The organism is Nocardia sp. NPDC004718 (genome assembly GCF_053601535.1).
In genome coordinates, this window is record NZ_JBSGCA010000006.1 from 186,833 (window position 1) to 202,060 (window position 15,228).

At 67.9% G+C, this 15,228-nt stretch carries 13 protein-coding genes and 2 tRNA genes; 7 read left to right on the top strand and 8 right to left on the bottom strand.

All coding sequences use genetic code 11. From position 1 onward, the window contains the following. Nucleotides 1-31: 31 nt before the first annotated feature. The 3 genes from cofC (at nt 32) to ACWEH3_RS07320 (ending at nt 3,920) form a co-directional block, all read left to right on the top strand. Nucleotides 32-715 (top strand): 2-phospho-L-lactate guanylyltransferase, encoded by a 684-nt coding sequence (cofC, locus tag ACWEH3_RS07310; protein ID WP_450024969.1) that lies wholly within the window; start codon nt 32-34, stop codon nt 713-715. A 71-nt stretch (nt 716-786) separates the two neighbouring features. Further along, on the top strand, nt 787-2,958 hold the full coding sequence (locus ACWEH3_RS07315) for an RNA degradosome polyphosphate kinase (RefSeq protein WP_450024967.1): 2,172 nt from the start codon (nt 787-789) through the stop codon (nt 2,956-2,958). An 8-nt stretch (nt 2,959-2,966) separates the two neighbouring features. Further along, on the top strand, nt 2,967-3,920 hold the full coding sequence (locus ACWEH3_RS07320) for an NUDIX hydrolase (protein WP_450024965.1): 954 nt from the start codon (nt 2,967-2,969) through the stop codon (nt 3,918-3,920). 183 nt (nt 3,921-4,103) lie between these two features. Here ACWEH3_RS07320 and ACWEH3_RS07325 read toward each other — a convergent pair whose 3' ends face one another. From ACWEH3_RS07325 to leuC, 3 genes are all read right to left on the bottom strand, one after another. Then, nucleotides 4,104-4,757, bottom strand: coding sequence for an HU family DNA-binding protein (locus ACWEH3_RS07325; protein WP_039799597.1), 654 nt, complete (start codon nt 4,755-4,757; stop codon nt 4,104-4,106). 156 nt (nt 4,758-4,913) lie between these two features. Further along, a complete protein-coding gene (leuD, locus tag ACWEH3_RS07330; protein WP_356961237.1) occupies nt 4,914-5,522 on the bottom strand; it encodes a 3-isopropylmalate dehydratase small subunit in 609 nt (202 codons plus the stop codon). A 39-nt stretch (nt 5,523-5,561) separates the two neighbouring features. After that, nucleotides 5,562-6,983 (bottom strand): 3-isopropylmalate dehydratase large subunit, encoded by a 1,422-nt coding sequence (leuC, locus tag ACWEH3_RS07335; protein ID WP_450024962.1) that lies wholly within the window; start codon nt 6,981-6,983, stop codon nt 5,562-5,564. Between the two features lie 155 nt (nt 6,984-7,138). Between leuC and ACWEH3_RS07340 the strand changes: the two genes are divergently transcribed. From ACWEH3_RS07340 to ACWEH3_RS07350, 3 genes are all read left to right on the top strand, one after another. Further along, the gene (locus ACWEH3_RS07340; RefSeq protein ID WP_355069799.1) at nt 7,139-7,840 is read left to right on the top strand and encodes an IclR family transcriptional regulator; all 702 of its coding nucleotides are present in this window, start codon (nt 7,139-7,141) and stop codon (nt 7,838-7,840) included. Between the two features lie 33 nt (nt 7,841-7,873). After that, nucleotides 7,874-8,374 (top strand): PPOX class F420-dependent oxidoreductase, encoded by a 501-nt coding sequence (locus ACWEH3_RS07345; protein ID WP_450024960.1) that lies wholly within the window; start codon nt 7,874-7,876, stop codon nt 8,372-8,374. A 151-nt stretch (nt 8,375-8,525) separates the two neighbouring features. After that, complete coding sequence (locus tag ACWEH3_RS07350) at nt 8,526-8,705, top strand: DUF5302 domain-containing protein (protein WP_355069796.1); 180 nt, start codon at nt 8,526-8,528, stop codon at nt 8,703-8,705. Nucleotides 8,706-9,301: 596 nt separating this feature from the next. On the opposite strand, the gene ACWEH3_RS07355 is transcribed toward ACWEH3_RS07350, so the two are convergent. The 4 genes from ACWEH3_RS07355 to ACWEH3_RS07370 all read right to left on the bottom strand — a co-directional run bounded on the left by ACWEH3_RS07355 (nt 9,302) and on the right by ACWEH3_RS07370 (nt 11,985). Beyond that, nucleotides 9,302-9,374: transfer RNA gene (locus ACWEH3_RS07355), tRNA-Glu, on the bottom strand. Nucleotides 9,375-9,520: 146 nt separating this feature from the next. Next, nucleotides 9,521-9,592 (bottom strand) — tRNA-Gln (locus tag ACWEH3_RS07360). A 115-nt stretch (nt 9,593-9,707) separates the two neighbouring features. Next, nucleotides 9,708-11,198, bottom strand: a complete 1,491-nt coding sequence (gene gltX, locus ACWEH3_RS07365; protein ID WP_450024958.1) for a glutamate--tRNA ligase — start codon at nt 11,196-11,198, stop codon at nt 9,708-9,710. A gap of 13 nt (nt 11,199-11,211) precedes the next feature. Continuing rightward, nucleotides 11,212-11,985: a fumarylacetoacetate hydrolase family protein gene (locus tag ACWEH3_RS07370; protein WP_450024956.1), complete on the bottom strand. Its 774-nt coding sequence runs from the start codon at nt 11,983-11,985 to the stop codon at nt 11,212-11,214. 205 nt (nt 11,986-12,190) lie between these two features. On the opposite strand from ACWEH3_RS07370, the gene ACWEH3_RS07375 reads away from it, so the two are divergent. Further along, the gene (locus ACWEH3_RS07375) at nt 12,191-13,372 is read left to right on the top strand and encodes an MFS transporter (RefSeq protein ID WP_450024954.1); all 1,182 of its coding nucleotides are present in this window, start codon (nt 12,191-12,193) and stop codon (nt 13,370-13,372) included. A 553-nt stretch (nt 13,373-13,925) separates the two neighbouring features. Here the strand turns inward: ACWEH3_RS07375 and ACWEH3_RS07380 are convergent. Beyond that, complete coding sequence (locus ACWEH3_RS07380) at nt 13,926-14,933, bottom strand: 3-isopropylmalate dehydrogenase (protein WP_450024952.1); 1,008 nt, start codon at nt 14,931-14,933, stop codon at nt 13,926-13,928. Nucleotides 14,934-15,228 lie beyond the last annotated feature (295 nt).

Here is a 15,228-nt window from a genome sequence, read left to right on the forward strand (position 1 = left end):
CAGCTCAATATGCCATGGAAGGATTGCCCGCATGCGCCCGCACGCCGTGCATGCCGTGATCGCGGTCAAGAGCCTCGATCAGGCCAAGAGCCGACTGGCCGACCGGCTGCGCCCGGAGCACCGGGCCCGGTTGGTGTTGGCCATGCTCGCCGACACCGTGACCGCCACCGCGGCGGTCGGCGAGGTCGTATCGGTCACCGTGGTCACGCCCGACCCCGCCGTCGCGGACCTGGCCCGCACGTTGGGCGCGGAAGTCCATCCGGAACCGCGTCAGCCGCACGCCGACGGGCTCAACACCGCGCTCGCCGCCACCGCCGCCGCGTTGCGCGGCGCGCACGGCCCGATCGATCTGCTCGCTTTGCAGGCGGATCTGCCCGCGCTGCGCCCGGAAGAACTGTCGGACATGCTCGCCGCCGCCCCGCGCGGGTTGCGCTCGATCGTGATCGATCACGAGGGCAGCGGCACCGCCGCGCTCGTGGTTCGCGACCCGGTCGCCGCGCTCGATCCCCGTTTCGGCCCCGGGTCGGCACGCAGCCATATCGACGCGGGCGCGGTCGATCTCACCGGGGACTGGCCGGGCCTGCGCTTGGACGTCGACACCCCCGCCGACCTGGACCGCGCGGTGGCGCTCGGGGCCGGAAACGCGACGCGTGCTGTCCTGCACGACATCGGCTGGCCGGGCGGCGTTCACGAACACGTTCCACACGTGTGCTAGCCGGTCGCCATGGTGGCGTGAGACACATGACGATCAGGGTCGCGGGATGCACACGACCTCTCCGGTAGGGGATGATCGGTGGCGTGAGCGATACGGAAACCGTCAAGCAGCAGCCGTTGCTTCCCACGCCACCCCCGGCGGCGACACCCCTGTCCGCCGACTCGTCGGCGGCGCGGTTGCCACGCGATCGCTACCTCAATCGCGAATTGAGCTGGCTGGACTTCAACGCCCGCGTGCTCGCCCTCGCCGAGGACGAGTCGCTGCCGTTGCTGGAGCGTGCGAAGTTCCTGGCGATCTTCGCGTCCAATCTCGACGAGTTCTACATGGTGCGGGTGGCCGGGCTGAAACGCCGCGCCGAGACCGGCCTGCTGGTGCGCTCGGCCGACGGCCGCTCCCCCGGCGAGCAGTTGGAACTGATCGCCGCGCGCACCCAGGAGATCGCGGTGCGGCATGCCCGCGTCTTCCTCGACAGCGTGCTGCCCGCGCTGACCGCCGAGGGCATCGCGATCATCGACTGGAGCGACCTGGACGAGGACGAACGCGGGCGCCTTTCGGGTTACTTCCAGGATCAGGTCTTCCCGGTCCTCACCCCGCTCGCGGTCGACCCGGCGCATCCCTTCCCCTACATCAGCGGGCTGAGCCTCAACCTCGCGGTGACGGTGAAGGATTCCGCGACCGGCGGTGAGCACTTCGCCCGCGTCAAGGTCCCTGACAATGTCGATCGGTTCGTCCGCGTGCGCCGCACCGAATCCGGCTCCCCGATCGCCGCTTTCCTGCCGATGGAAGCGCTCATCGCCGCGCACCTGGATCTGCTGTTCCCCGGCATGGACGTGGTCGAGCACCACTCGTTCCGGATAACCCGCAACGCGGACTTCGAAGTCGACGAGGACCGCGACGAGGACCTGCTCCAGGCGCTGGAGCGGGAACTGGCCCGGCGGCGGTTCGGTTCCCCGGTGCGACTAGAGGTGTCCGACGACATGACCGAGCACATGCTCGATCTGCTCCTACGCGAGTTGGACGTCGACCCCGGCGACGTCATCCAGGTGCCCGGCCTGCTCGACCTGTCCTGCCTGTGGCAGGTGTACGGCGTCGACCGGCCGAATCTGAAGGACCCTCCGTACGTTCCCGCGACCCCGCCCGCGTTCGGCGAGCGCGAGACGCCGCGCAACGTCTTCGCCGCGCTGCGCGAGGGTGACGTGCTGGTCCACCATCCGTACGACTCGTTCTCCACCAGCGTGCAGCGATTCATCGAACAGGCCGCCGCCGACCCGCAGGTGCTCGCCATCAAGCAGACGCTCTACCGCACCTCCGGTGACTCCCCGATCGTCAACGCGCTCATCGACGCCGCCGAGGCGGGCAAGCAGGTGGTTGCCCTGGTCGAGATCAAGGCGCGCTTCGACGAGCAGGCCAACATCAAATGGGCCCGCGCGCTGGAACAGGCCGGCGTGCACGTGGTGTACGGCCTCATCGGCCTGAAGACCCACTGCAAGACCTGCCTGGTGGTGCGCCGCGAGGGCGCCACCATCCGGCGCTACTGCCACATCGGCACCGGCAACTACAACCCGAAGACCGCGCGCCTCTACGAGGACGTCGGATTGCTCACCGCCGCACCCGAAATCGGCGCCGACCTGACCGACCTGTTCAATTCGCTGACCGGTTACTCGCGGAAAGAGAACTACCGCAATCTGCTCGTCGCCCCGCACAGCGTGCGCTCCGGCATCATCGAGCGCATCCAGCGCGAGACCGATCTGGCGGGGCAGGGTAAGGACGCCCGAATCCGGCTGAAGGCCAACGCCATCGTCGACGAGGAGGTCATCGACGCGCTGTACCGGGCCTCCCAGGCGGGCGTGCCGGTACAGATCGTGGTGCGCAGCATCTGCGGCCTGCGCCCCGGTGTGCCGGGGATGAGCGAGAACATCGAGGTCCGCTCGATCCTCGGCCGGTTCCTGGAGCATTCCCGCATCCTGCACTTCCAGGCGCAGGACGAGTACTGGATCGGTAGCGCCGACATGATGCACCGCAACCTCGATCGCCGGGTCGAGGTGATGGCGCAGGTGAAGGATCCGCGGTTGACCGAACAACTCGGCGTGGTCTTCGACTCGGCTCTGTCGCCGACCACGCGCTGCTGGGTGCTGCAACCGGATGGCACGTGGCAAGCGTCGCCGGGCGTCTCCGGCGACGGGGACAAGATCAGAGACCATCAGGAATTCTTGATGCGGCTGCGGAGGCCAGATCAGCAGTGAACGCCAAAATGGGGTTCGAACAGGAGGGGGGCCCGATCTGGGATCCCCGCGTCACCGCCAATATCCACGCCGCCGGAGCGGTGCTGTGGCGCGAGTCGTCCTCGGGTGCGATCGAGATCGCGCTCGTCCACCGCCCCAAGTACGAGGACTGGTCGCTGCCGAAGGGCAAACTCGACCCGGGCGAAACCCCGGTGCTGGCCGCGGTCCGCGAAGTCCGGGAGGAAACCGGGCTGGAGAGCAGGCTCGGCCGCTACCTCGGCCACGTGACCTACCCGATCCCCGGCCACCGCAAGCTGAAGCGGGTCGACTATTGGGCCGCCGAACAGGTGGGCGGGGAGTTCACCGTCAACTCCGAGGTGGACGTGCTCAGCTGGCATCCGCTGGATCGGGTGATGGACCAGCTGTCGTATCCGATGGACCGGCAGGTGGTGCGCGCCTTCACCCGGCTGCCCGCGCGCACCGACACTCTGCTGTTGGTGCGGCATGCCAAAGCAGGCCGCAGGGACCGCTTCAACGGTCCCGATGAGCAGCGTCCGCTCGACCGCGAGGGCGAGGCGCAGGCACAGGCGCTCACGCCGAACCTCTTGGCGTTCGGCCCATCTGAGGTCTATTCGGCTCCACCACTGCGTTGCGTGCAGTCCGTGGCGCCGTTGGCGGAGAAACTCGGTGTCGAAATCATCGAGGAGCCATTGCTTTCCGAGACCGGGTACGCCGAAAACCCGGACGCCGCCCGGAAACGTTTTCGAGCCCTGGTGTCGGACAAAGCCGTTCGTGTCGTCTGCAGTCAGGGCAAGGTGATCCCCGATCTGCTGGGATGGCTGGCCGAACGCGATGGAATCGCGCTGCCGTCGGCGCGCAATCGCAAGGGCAGTGTGTGGGTGCTGTCGTTCGTCGGCCATCGCTTGGTGGCCGCCGACCATCTGGATCGATCGCTGTCAGCCTACGTGGTGCGGTCGGATTAGACCGGCAGCTCCCGCGTCACCGCGCGGGTCGGCGGGCGCCGAGTGGCGGCCACGGCCGTGAGGTCTCGGTAGGCGGACAGCCGAAAACGGCCCCGGGTGTCTCCCGGGGCCGTCTCGACGTTGAGGCGAATGGGCCCAGTCGTGGGGCCACGCATTCAGCGCCGATCCGGCGGTGGCTCGAGATCAGCGGGTTCCGCGAGTCGAGGCCTTCTTGGCCGCGGTCTTCTTCGCGGTGGTCTTCTTGGCGGCAGCGGTGGTGGTCTTCTTGGCCGCCGTGGCCTTGGTGGCCGTCTTCTTGGCCGGAGCCTTCTTCGCGACCGCGGTCTTCTTCGCGGGCGCCTTCTTCGCAGCGGTCTTCGTAGCGGTCGTCTTGCGCGCGGTGGTCTTCGCCGGAGCCTTGGCGGCGGCCTTGCGGGCCGTCGTCTTGGCGGGCGCCTTGGTCGGCGTCGACTTCTTGGCGGCGGTCTTCTTGGCCGCCGTCTTCTTCGCCGCCGCCTTCTTCGCCGACACCGGCGCATTCACCCCGCGCTTGACGGCGGGCCCGGTCGCGGCCAGTTTCTGCTTACCCGCGATCACCGCCTTGAACTGAGCGCCGGGACGGAACGCGGGCACCGAAGTGGGCTTGACCTTCACGGTTTCGCCGGTACGCGGGTTCCGTGCGACGCGAGCCGCACGCTTACGCTGTTCGAACACACCGAATCCGGTGATAGTGACGCTCTGACCCTTGTGCACCGCGCGCACGATGGTGTCGACCACATGCTCGACTGCCGCGGTGGCCGTGCGCCTGTCCGTACCCAACTTTTCGGTCAGAACGTCGATCAGTTCCGCCTTGTTCATTGAATCCTCCGCAGACTAATGGCCCGTCGTCGGACCGACTAGGTACCACGGTAAACCCACTTTGGGCAAGAGTCTATGTGCCACGCCAAAATTCATGTGGTTTAGCACACGTCCAGCTACCGTAACTTCGGGTGTCCAGCTAACCGGCGGGGGTGATTACGTCTGCGAAATATGTGCCGGCAGGGTAGTGGGTTTCCATGTTGGCCTTGCCTTTTCGAACCGGGCGATCGCGTCCTCCCGGCGCAGCGTCAGGCCGATGTCATCCAATCCTTCCAGCAGACGCCACCTGGTGTAGTCATCAATATCGAACGGCAACACGACGGTTCCGGCCGTCACCGTGCGCGCCTCGAGGTCCACAACCAATTCCAAGCCGGGCTGTTCCTCGAGCAACTTCCAGAGCATTTCGACATCGTTCTGTGACATCTGAGCGGCGACCAGACCGCCCTTGCCCGCATTGCCGCGGAAGATGTCGGCGAACCGGGATGAGATGACCACCCGAAAGCCGTAGTCCGACAGCGCCCAAACGGCGTGCTCACGCGACGATCCCGTACCGAAATCCGGACCCGCCACCAAGACACTACCCCTGTTGTAAGGCGCGATGTTCAGAATGAAGTCGGGATCGGTGCGCCATGCCGCGAACAACCCGTCCTCGAATCCGGTCCGCGTCACCCGCTTGAGGTAGACCGCCGGGATGATCTGATCGGTATCGACATTGGAGCGGCGCAGCGGCACCCCGATGCCCTTGTGCACAGTGAAGGCTTCCATAACGAATCTCCTGGGTTTGATTGAGGGAATCGGGGCCGGTCAGTCCAGATCCGCAGGCGATGACAGAGTTCCACGGACCGCCGTCGCGGCCGCTACGAGGGGAGAAACGAGGTGCGTACGGCCGCCTTTGCCCTGCCTGCCCTCGAAGTTGCGGTTCGAGGTGGACGCGCAACGCTGGCCGGGCTCGAGCTGGTCCGGATTCATTCCCAGGCACATTGAGCAGCCGGCTTGCCGCCATTCGGCGCCCGCCGCAGTGAAAATCTCCCCGAGTCCTTCTTTTTCCGCCTGTGCGCGAACCCGCATCGAGCCCGGTACAACCAGCATTCGCACGCCGTCGGCGACATGACGTCCCTTCAAAATCCCGGCCACCGCACGCAAATCTTCAATGCGTCCGTTGGTGCACGAGCCGACGAATACGGTGTCGATCGGCACTTGTCGAAGCGGAGTACCCGGCTCCAAGTCCATGTAACGCAGAGCTTTCTCCGCGGACTCGCGAGCCACCTCGTCGGCGATGGCGGCGGGGTCGGGCACCGCCTCGCCCAGCGGGGCGCCTTGACCCGGGTTGGTGCCCCAGGTGACGAACGGAGTCAGCTGGGAGGCGTCGATGTGCACCTCGGCGTCGAAAACAGCACCCTCGTCGGTCTTCAGCGCCTCCCAGGCGGCCACCGCGGCGTCCCAATCGGCTCCCTGCGGCGCGTGCGGCCGTCCTTTGAGGAATTCGTAGGTGGTCTCGTCCGGCGCGATCATGCCTGCCCGCGCGCCCGCTTCGATGGACATGTTGCAGATCGTCATTCGGGCCTCCATCGACATGGCCCGGATGGCCTCGCCGCGGTACTCCAGGACGTAGCCCTGGCCGCCGCCGGTGCCGATCTTCGCGATGACGGCCAGGATCAGGTCCTTGCTCGTCACGCCGGGTGGCATGACGCCGTCCACCGTGATCGCCATCGTCTTGAACGGGCGCAGCGAGAGGGTCTGGGTGGCAAGCACATGCTCCACCTCGGAGGTGCCGATGCCCATCGCCAGCGCCCCGAACGCGCCGTGCGTCGAGGTGTGGCTGTCGCCGCAGACCACGGTCGTACCCGGCTGGGTCAGGCCGAGCTGCGGCCCGACCACGTGCACGATGCCCTGGTCCAGGTCGCCCATCGGGTGCAGCCGCACACCGAATTCCGCGCAGTTGCGCCGCAGCGTCTCCACCTGGGTGCGCGAAATCGGGTCGGCGATCGGCTTGTCGATATCGATCGTCGGAACGTTGTGGTCCTCGGTCGCGATCGTGAGATCGGGCCGTCGCACCGGCCTGCCCGCTGCGCGCAGTCCGTCGAAGGCCTGCGGGCTGGTCACCTCGTGGACGAGATGCAGGTCGATGTAGATCAGGTCCGGTTCGCGCGAGGCACCCTCGCCCTCCCCGCGAGCGACGACGTGCTGGTCCCATACCTTCTCGGCCAGCGTGCGCGGTTCGGCCATTGTCGATCACCTTTCGGACGAAGCAGCCGTTCCGCGATCTGGACTCCGACGCGGCGACGGTTGCACAAGTTGGGATAGCTGCGCCTGGTCCGAACGCCGAGAGGAAGGATCCATGGAGGTGGATTTCTCAACATTCGAGACGCTAGTATCGTTCTATGAGACAGCATAGCGGCATCGGCGTCCTCGACAAAGCAGTGGCGGTCCTGTACGCCGTAGCCGAGCATCCCTCGGGTCTCAACGAGCTGTGCGCGCGCACCGGTCTGCCCCGCGCCACCGCACACCGTCTCGCCGTCGGCTTGGAAGTGCATCGCCTGCTCGCGCGCGACAGCAACGGCACCTGGCGGCCGGGCCCTGCCCTCGCCGAGCTCGCGACCAGCGCGAACGATCCACTGCTCGAGGCCGCGTCGGCCATCCTCCCCCGGCTGCGCGAGATCACCGGCGAGAGCGTCCAGCTGTACTGCCGCGACGGCAACGCCCGCGTCTGCGTCGCGGCGCTGGAACCTCCCGTCGGACTGCGCGACACCGTGCCGATCGGGGCGCGGCTGCCGCTCACCGCGGGGTCGGCGGCCAAAGTACTGCTGGCGTGGGCCGACCCGGAACTACAGCGCACCATCCTGGCCGACGCGGTGTTCGGCGAACGCGCGCTGGCCGAGGTGCGCAAGCGCGGGTGGGCGCAGAGCGCCGCCGAGCGTGCGGCAGGCGTGGCCAGCGTCTCCGCGCCGGTGCGCGACGCGGGCGGCGCCGTGGTCGCGGCCGTGTCGGTGTCGGGCCCGATCGATCGAATGGGCCGCAGGCCGGGCGCGCGGTGGGCGGCGGATCTGGTCGCCGCGGCCGAGGCGCTGCACAAGCGCCTGTAACCTGTTTCAGTCCGGACTCTCTAGAGTTGCCCCATGGGAGTCAATCAACGGGCACAGATCGTGATGTCCGACACCGAGATCACCGAGTTCCTGCAGCGCAGCCGGATCGCGACGCTGGCGACCATCGGACCGAAGGGCACGCCGCACCTGACCGCGATGTGGTACGCGCTCATCGACGGCGAGATCTGGTTCGAGACCAAGGCCAAATCGCAGAAGGCGGTGAACCTGCGCCGCGATCCTCGGGTCACCTGCATGGTCGAGGCGGGCGACACCTACGACCAACTCCGGGGCGTGTCGATCGAGGGCCGCGCCGAGATCATCGATGACGCCGAGAAACTCTTCGCCGTCGGCGTGAGCGTATGGGAGCGCTACACCGGCCCCTACAACGAGGAATTGCGCCCGATGGTCGAAGCCATGCTGAACAAGCGGGTCGCCGTACGCGTCGTGCCGGAGCGCACGCGCAGCTGGGATCATCGCAAGCTCGGCCTTCCGGCGATGCCGCTGGGCGGCAGCACCGCGCAGGAACTCGACTGACCGGCCCGAACGCGATCGGGCCGTGCGACGCGCGCGAAATCCAACTGACACAACCGCCTCGCACGGGCTAGCGTCGGGTGTTCGACAGCAATCGGCCGGGCACCGCCGCCCGCGAGGACGCGGCGCGCGGCCGCGACGACGAGGAGCAGCGATGGCGGATTCGGGTAAGTCCAACGGCGCCGACGAGGTGAAGCGCAAGTTCCGGGAAGCACTGGAGCGCAAGAACCAGCAGAACGCCCGCGCGGCCGACCACCTCGACGGACGGTCGAAGGCGTCCTCGGCGCACTCCGCGGTCGGCCACAAGCGGGAATTCCGGCGCAAGAGCGGATAGTCCGCACAGTCGGCGAAAGCCCTCCAGCAAGATCGCTGGAGGGCCTTTCTTTTGCCGCTCGCCCCCGCGACCGGCACGGCCCGGCGGCTGTTTTGCGCCGGTCCTTCGCCACCGGCGCAGCCCGGCTGCTCATTTCCCTCCGTCTCTCGCGAACGGCGAGGCTGGCCTGCCGGACTCACGGCGGCTCGAACAGTCCCGCCGCCGGACGACCCGGCGCGGGCAACTCGGCTACACCGTCGCACTGCCCGATCCAGCCGGCGGCCGTCGTGACGATCCCGTCATGGCCATTCATACGGAGGTAGACAGCGCAGACGAAGCCCAGCGGGAGCGCGATCGGCCGAGAGTGAGATACAGCACAGTCAGTGGTTCGGTCGAAGTACCACCGAAGACAAGCCGAGCTTCCGAAGAGATCCACCACCCGGCAAGACCCGGATCCGCCACCGACCACACCACCGGACCACGACCACCCAGACGGGGCGAAGCCCTCGCCGGGGGTCCGTGGGCAAAGCCCTCCGGGCGGGGTGTTGGGGGTCCCCAACAAGACACTGCGAAACGAGAAGGGCCCATGCTCCATGAGCATGGGCCCTTCACTCGTGTAGCCCCGACGGGATTCGAACCCGCGCTACCGCCTTGAGAGGGCGGCGTCCTAGGCCGCTAGACGACGGGGCCAGGACTGCTTCTCGCTGTCGCGAGGAGCGCCGTGGTTGATCTTTCGATCAGGAGGCTCGGCTAGTTTATCTGGCCGAGGCCCGGCGACCAAATCGCCAGGTGCTGAGGGATTTCGGCCGCGAACCGAAGTCTTACAACACACTCCGCTGGGGTACCAGGACTCGAACCTAGAATGGCTGAACCAGAATCAGCTGTGTTGCCAATTACACCATACCCCAATGACCAGGTTGTTCAGCCTCGCGTCTGGGTGACTCGAGACCGTGTTCCGGGCCGAGAAGAAGAGTACCAAACGGCTACGGGTTAACTACAAATCGCCTGGTCAAAGCCATATTTTCAGCCTTCGGAGCCGGTCTGGGCGGTCTCCTTCCAGTCCAGCGCCGCGCGCAGCCGGTCCAAGGTGAGGTCGCGGCCGAGCAGTTCCAGGGATTCGTACAACGGCGGGCTGATATGTGATCCGGTGATCGCGACCCGCACCGGAGCGAAGGCTTTGCGCGGTTTCAGCCCGAGATCATCGATCAGCGCCTTTTTCAGTGCCGCTTCGATCGCTTCGGTGGTCCACTCGGTCAACGGCTCCACGGCGGTAATAGCGGCCTGCAATACCCGAGCCGCGTCGGGACCGAGATTCTTGGCCCCCGCGGCCGGGTCGATCGCGAACTCCTCCGCGGGTCCGAACAAGAAACGCAGAAGGTCCCAAGCGTCGGACAAGACGACAATCCTGGTCTGCACGAGTTCCGCCGCCGCGGCGAACACCTTTTCATCGATTTCGGCGCCGATATGGCCGTGTCCGGTGAGATACTCCCGCAGCCGGTGGGCAAAATCACCCGGGGCCAGCAATCGGATGTGCTCGGCGTTGAGCGCGTCCGCCTTCTTCTGGTCGAATCGGGCCGGATTCGAATTCACTTTCGAAATATCGAAGGCCTCGACCATCTCCGCCATGGAGAACACGTCGCGGTCCTCGGACAGGCCCCAGCCGAGTAGCGCGAGATAATTCAGCAAACCCTCGGGGATGAACCCGCGGTCGCGATGGGCGAACAGATTCGACTCCGGATCACGCTTGGACAACTTCTTGTTGCCCTGACCCATCACGAACGGCAGATGGCCGAACTCGGGAGTGAAATCGGCGACCCCGATCCGGCGCAGCGCGGCGTACAGCGCGAGCTGGCGGGGAGTGGAGGAGAGCAGGTCCTCGCCGCGCAGGACGTGGGTGATCCGCATCAGCGCGTCGTCGACGGGGTTGACCAGCGTGTACAGCGGCTGGCCGTTGCCGCGGGTGAGCGCGAAGTCCGGGACGCTGCCCGCCTTGAAGGTGGTCTCCCCACGCACCAGATCGTTCCAGGACAGGTCTTCTTCGGGCATCCGCAGCCGGACGACGGCGGGGCGCCCCTCGGCCCGGTACGCCTCGATCCGCTCCGGCGTCAGGTCCCGATCGTAGTTGTCGTAACCGAGCTTCGGATCGCGTCCCGCGGCGCGATGACGGGCCTCGACTTCCTCCGGCGTAGAGAACGATTCGTACGCCTCACCGGCCTCCAGCAAACGCCGAACAACGTCCTGATGCAGTTCTTTTCGTTGCGACTGGCGATATGGCGCGTAAGGCCCGCCGACCTCCGGCCCCTCGTCCCAGGTGAGGCCGAGCCAGCGCAGCGCGTCGATAATCGCCCGGTAGGATTCCTCGGAATCCCGTGCGACATCGGTGTCTTCGATTCGAAAGACGAATGCGCCACCATGGTGGCGGGCATAGGCCCAGTTGAACAGCGCCGTCCGGATCAGGCCGACGTGCGGCGTTCCGGTCGGTGACGGGCAGAATCGGACCCGTACTTCAGTCATGGCTCTCTTTCGATCAGCGTTTGGCGGCAACGGGATTGGTGAGGGTTCCGATGCCCTCGACGGTCACCGACACCTGCTGGCCCTCCCGCATCGGGCCGACGCCCTCGGGGGTGCCGGTGAGGATGACGTCACCGGGCAGCAGTGTCATCACGGTGGTGATCCACTCGATGAGCTTCGGAATGTCGTGCAGCAGAAGCGAAGTGCGGCTGCGCTGACGCACTTCACCGTCGAGCTCGGTGACGACCTCCAGATCCGAAGGGTCCAGGGAGGTTTCGATCCACGGACCGAGCGGGCAGAACGTGTCGTAGCCCTTGGCCCTGGTCCACTGGCCGTCGTGGCGCTGCTGGTCGCGGGCGGTCACATCATTGGCGGCGGTGTAACCCAGCACCACGTCCAGCGCGCGGGCGGCGGGCACGTCCTTGCAGGGGCGGCCGATGACGATCGCCAGCTCCCCTTCGTAGTCGACCTGAGATGAACTGGGCGGCAGGATGATCGGGGCGTTCGGCCCCACGATCGCGGTGTTCGGCTTGAGGAAGATCACCGGGTCGGCGGGCGCGGGACCACCCATCTCGGCGGCGTGGGCGGCGTAGTTCTTGCCGACGCAGACCACCTTGCTGGCCAGGATCGGCGCGAGCAGCCGCACGTCGGCCAGCGGCCAGCTGCGGCCGGTGAACGTCGGTGTGCCGAACGGGTGTTCCGCGATCTCCTTGGCCACGCTGTCGCTTCCGTCGCCTTCGATGCTGACGAAAGCGACTCCATCGGGACTGGCAACTCGACCTAGACGCATGCCCGGAGTCTATCGACCCACCGTCACCTGCTCGAACGCGCCCGACCGGGTGGTACGGAATCCGCCCGGATCCGGCGGCGGCGCGCGCTGTGAGCAGCCCGACAGCCGCAACCGTCGAATCGAGCCGCCGTCGGGTGTACCGTGAGCAGCGAAGTTCATACAATGGGAATTATATCCCAAATAATGAGATTCCGAGGTGAGGCCGATGGCGACCGTTACGCAGATCGACGAGGTTCGGCGCTGGTCCATGCTCGGTCTCGGCGTGTTCGCCCAGGCCTCCAGCGCGGTCTTCATCCACGGCGTCCCGTTCCTGCTGCCCGCGCTGACCGACCGCGGCTTGCCGCTGGCGACGGCGGGCCTGCTGGTGGCCATGCCCACCGTCGGGCTGGTGTGCACCCTGATCGCGTGGGGTTATCTGGTGGACCGGATCGGCGAACGCAAGGTGCTGGTCGGTGGTCCGCTGCTGATGCTGGCGGCGGGCTGCGCCGCTGCGGCGACGACGAACGACATCGCCCTCGGCGCGCTGCTGTTTCTCGGGGGCGTCGGGGCGGCCAGCACGAACGGCGCGAGCGGCCGGGTGATCGTCGGCTGGTTCCCCCCGCAGCGGCGCGGGCTGGCGATGGGCATCCGGCAGACCGCGCAGCCGCTGGGCGTCGGTGTCGGCGCGCTGGCGATTCCGGCCGTCGCCTCCGCCCACGGTGTACCCGCGGCCATTCTCGTTCCCGCGCTCATGGCGGGTGTGGCGGCCATGGGTTGTCTGGCCGGCATCGTGGACCCGCCGCGTCCCGACCGCGCCGCCGCCGATCCGGCGTTGCGCGCCAATCCCTATCGCGACAACGCCATGCTGTGGCGCATCCATCTGGTCTCGGTTCTGCTCGTCGTCCCGCAGGGCACCGTGTGGACGTTCGCGCTGCTGTGGTTGCACCGGGATGTCGGCTGGTCGTTGGCCGCGGCGGGTGCGCTGGTGACCGTCACACAGATCCTCGGCGCGCTGGGCCGCATCGGTGCGGGCGCGTGGTCGGACCGGGCCGGCAGCCGGATGGGCCCGCTGCGCACGGTGGCCGTCGCCGCCGTGCTGTCGATGACCGCGCTGGCGCTGACCGCGTCGACCCACTGGTGGTGGGCCGCCATTCCGCTGCTGATCGCCGCGTCCGTGATCACCGTCTCCGACAACGGCTTGGCCTTCACCGCGGTGGCCGAGATCGCGGGCCCGTACTGGAGCGGCCGGGGCCTCGGCATCCAGAACACGGGGCAGAACCTCGCGATGGCCGCGGTTCCGCCCGTGTTCGGGGCCCTGATCACCGCGAGCGGCTTCCCCGCCGCTTTCCTCCTGGCCGCGGTCTCGGCCGTCGCGGCGGTCCCGCTGGTTCCCCGCGACCCCGCCTAGGTTCGCCCATCGAAGGATTGCCGGGTCCGTGCGGCACAGGGCCGCACTCCGCATGCAGGTCGCCCGGACGCTCTCGACTCGATGTCGCTGTGTCACCTGAATTCGGTGACACTGCGCTGGTCGAGCGCGCCCCGTCGGAGTCTGGCGGTAGGCGGGCACACCCGGGTTCCGCTGCCATCACCCGCCTCTGGACAAGGCCGCACCGCGCGGTCGATCCAGGACGGGTCTCGTCCTCGCCGATCACCGGAACTCGGTAGGGCGGCGCCGGTCGGGCGCGCGGCAAGCCGAGCCTCGCGGTGGGGGCCGCACCCCGAGCAGCAAAGGTAGTCGCCAGTACCTCGCGTGATCCGCGCCGCCGTCGGTCGGCGCATATCGACAAGCCACGTCGGGCCGAGGTCGTGCAGTAGGCGGGCCGCTCGGCAATGTCCCCTACTGCCTCGGAGATCGGTCGACCAGGCCGGCGCGCGAGTTCGAACAGGCGCTGGCGAGCGGACGGCTGAACGCGAAAGACCCCGCTGCCGGAGTGTGGCAGCGGGACCTGCCTGTGCGACGGTCAGAGAGTGGCCGCGATGCGGTCGCCGATTTCCACGGTCGACGCCGTGCCGGAGCGAGACTCGAGGTCCTTCGCGACCGCCGACTCGATGCGCGCGGCCTCCTCGGCGGCGCCGAGGTGGTTGAGCAGCAGGGCGACCGAGAGGATGGCCGCGGTCGGGTCGGCCTTGGACTGGCCCCCGATGTCGGGGGCGCTGCCGTGCACCGGCTCGAACATGCTCGGGTTCGTGCCGGACGCGTCGATGTTGCCGCTGGCGGCGAGGCCGATGCCACCGCTCACGGCGGCGGCCAGGTCGGTGATGATGTCGCCGAAGAGGTTGTCGGTGACGATCACGTCGAACCGGCCCGGGTCGTTGACCATGTGGATGGTCGCGGCGTCGATGTGCTGGTATGCCGTTGTGACATCGGGGAACTCGGCCGCGACCTCGTCCACCGTGCGCTGCCACAGCGAGCCGGCGAAGGTGAGCACGTTGTTCTTGTGCACCAGCGTCAGGTGCCTGCGCCGGGCCTGCGCCTTGGCGAAGGCGTAGCGCACCACGCGCTCGATGCCGAAGCGAGTGTTGGTGCTGACCTCGGTCGCCACCTCGTGCGGGGTGCCGACGCGGATCGCGCCGCCGGTGCCGGTGTACGGGCCCTCGGTTCCCTCGCGCACGACGACGAAGTCGATGTCGGGGTTGCCTGCCAGCGGGCTGGTGACGCCCGGGAACAGCTTGGACGGCCGCAGGTTCACGTGGTGGTCCAGCGCGAACCGGGTGCGCAGCAACAGGCCGCGTTCGAGCACGCCACTGGGCACCGACGGATCGCCGATCGCGCCGAGCAGGATCGCGTCGTGCTGCTTCAGTTCGGGCAGGACCGAATCCGGGAGGATCTCGCCGGTGGCGTGGTAGCGGCGTGCACCGAGGTCGTACTCGGTCTTCTCCACGCCGGGCACGACCGCGTCGAGCACCTTGAGCGCCTCGGCGATGACCTCGGGCCCGATCCCGTCGCCCGGGATGACAGCAAGCTTCATGACAAATGCTCCGTTCGATATTGCCGGTCGCGGGCCGCCGCAACGTGCGGCCCGGAGGCGACCGTCGGCATGCGCACGACATTCCGGCCGGGTGACCGCAGCACCGTCACGGTACTCGGCGCGGCCGGATCGCCGAGCACCGGGCGCGCGGCGGGCCTGCGCGCCGACGAAGAGACCGGCGCGCGGGCCCGGGGGGGGGGGGCGGGGGTGGTGGTTGTGGGGGGGGGGGGGGGCGCGGTGGGGGGGGGGGGGGGGGGGGGGCCCCCCCCCCCCCGGGGCGCCCGCGCTCGGTTGG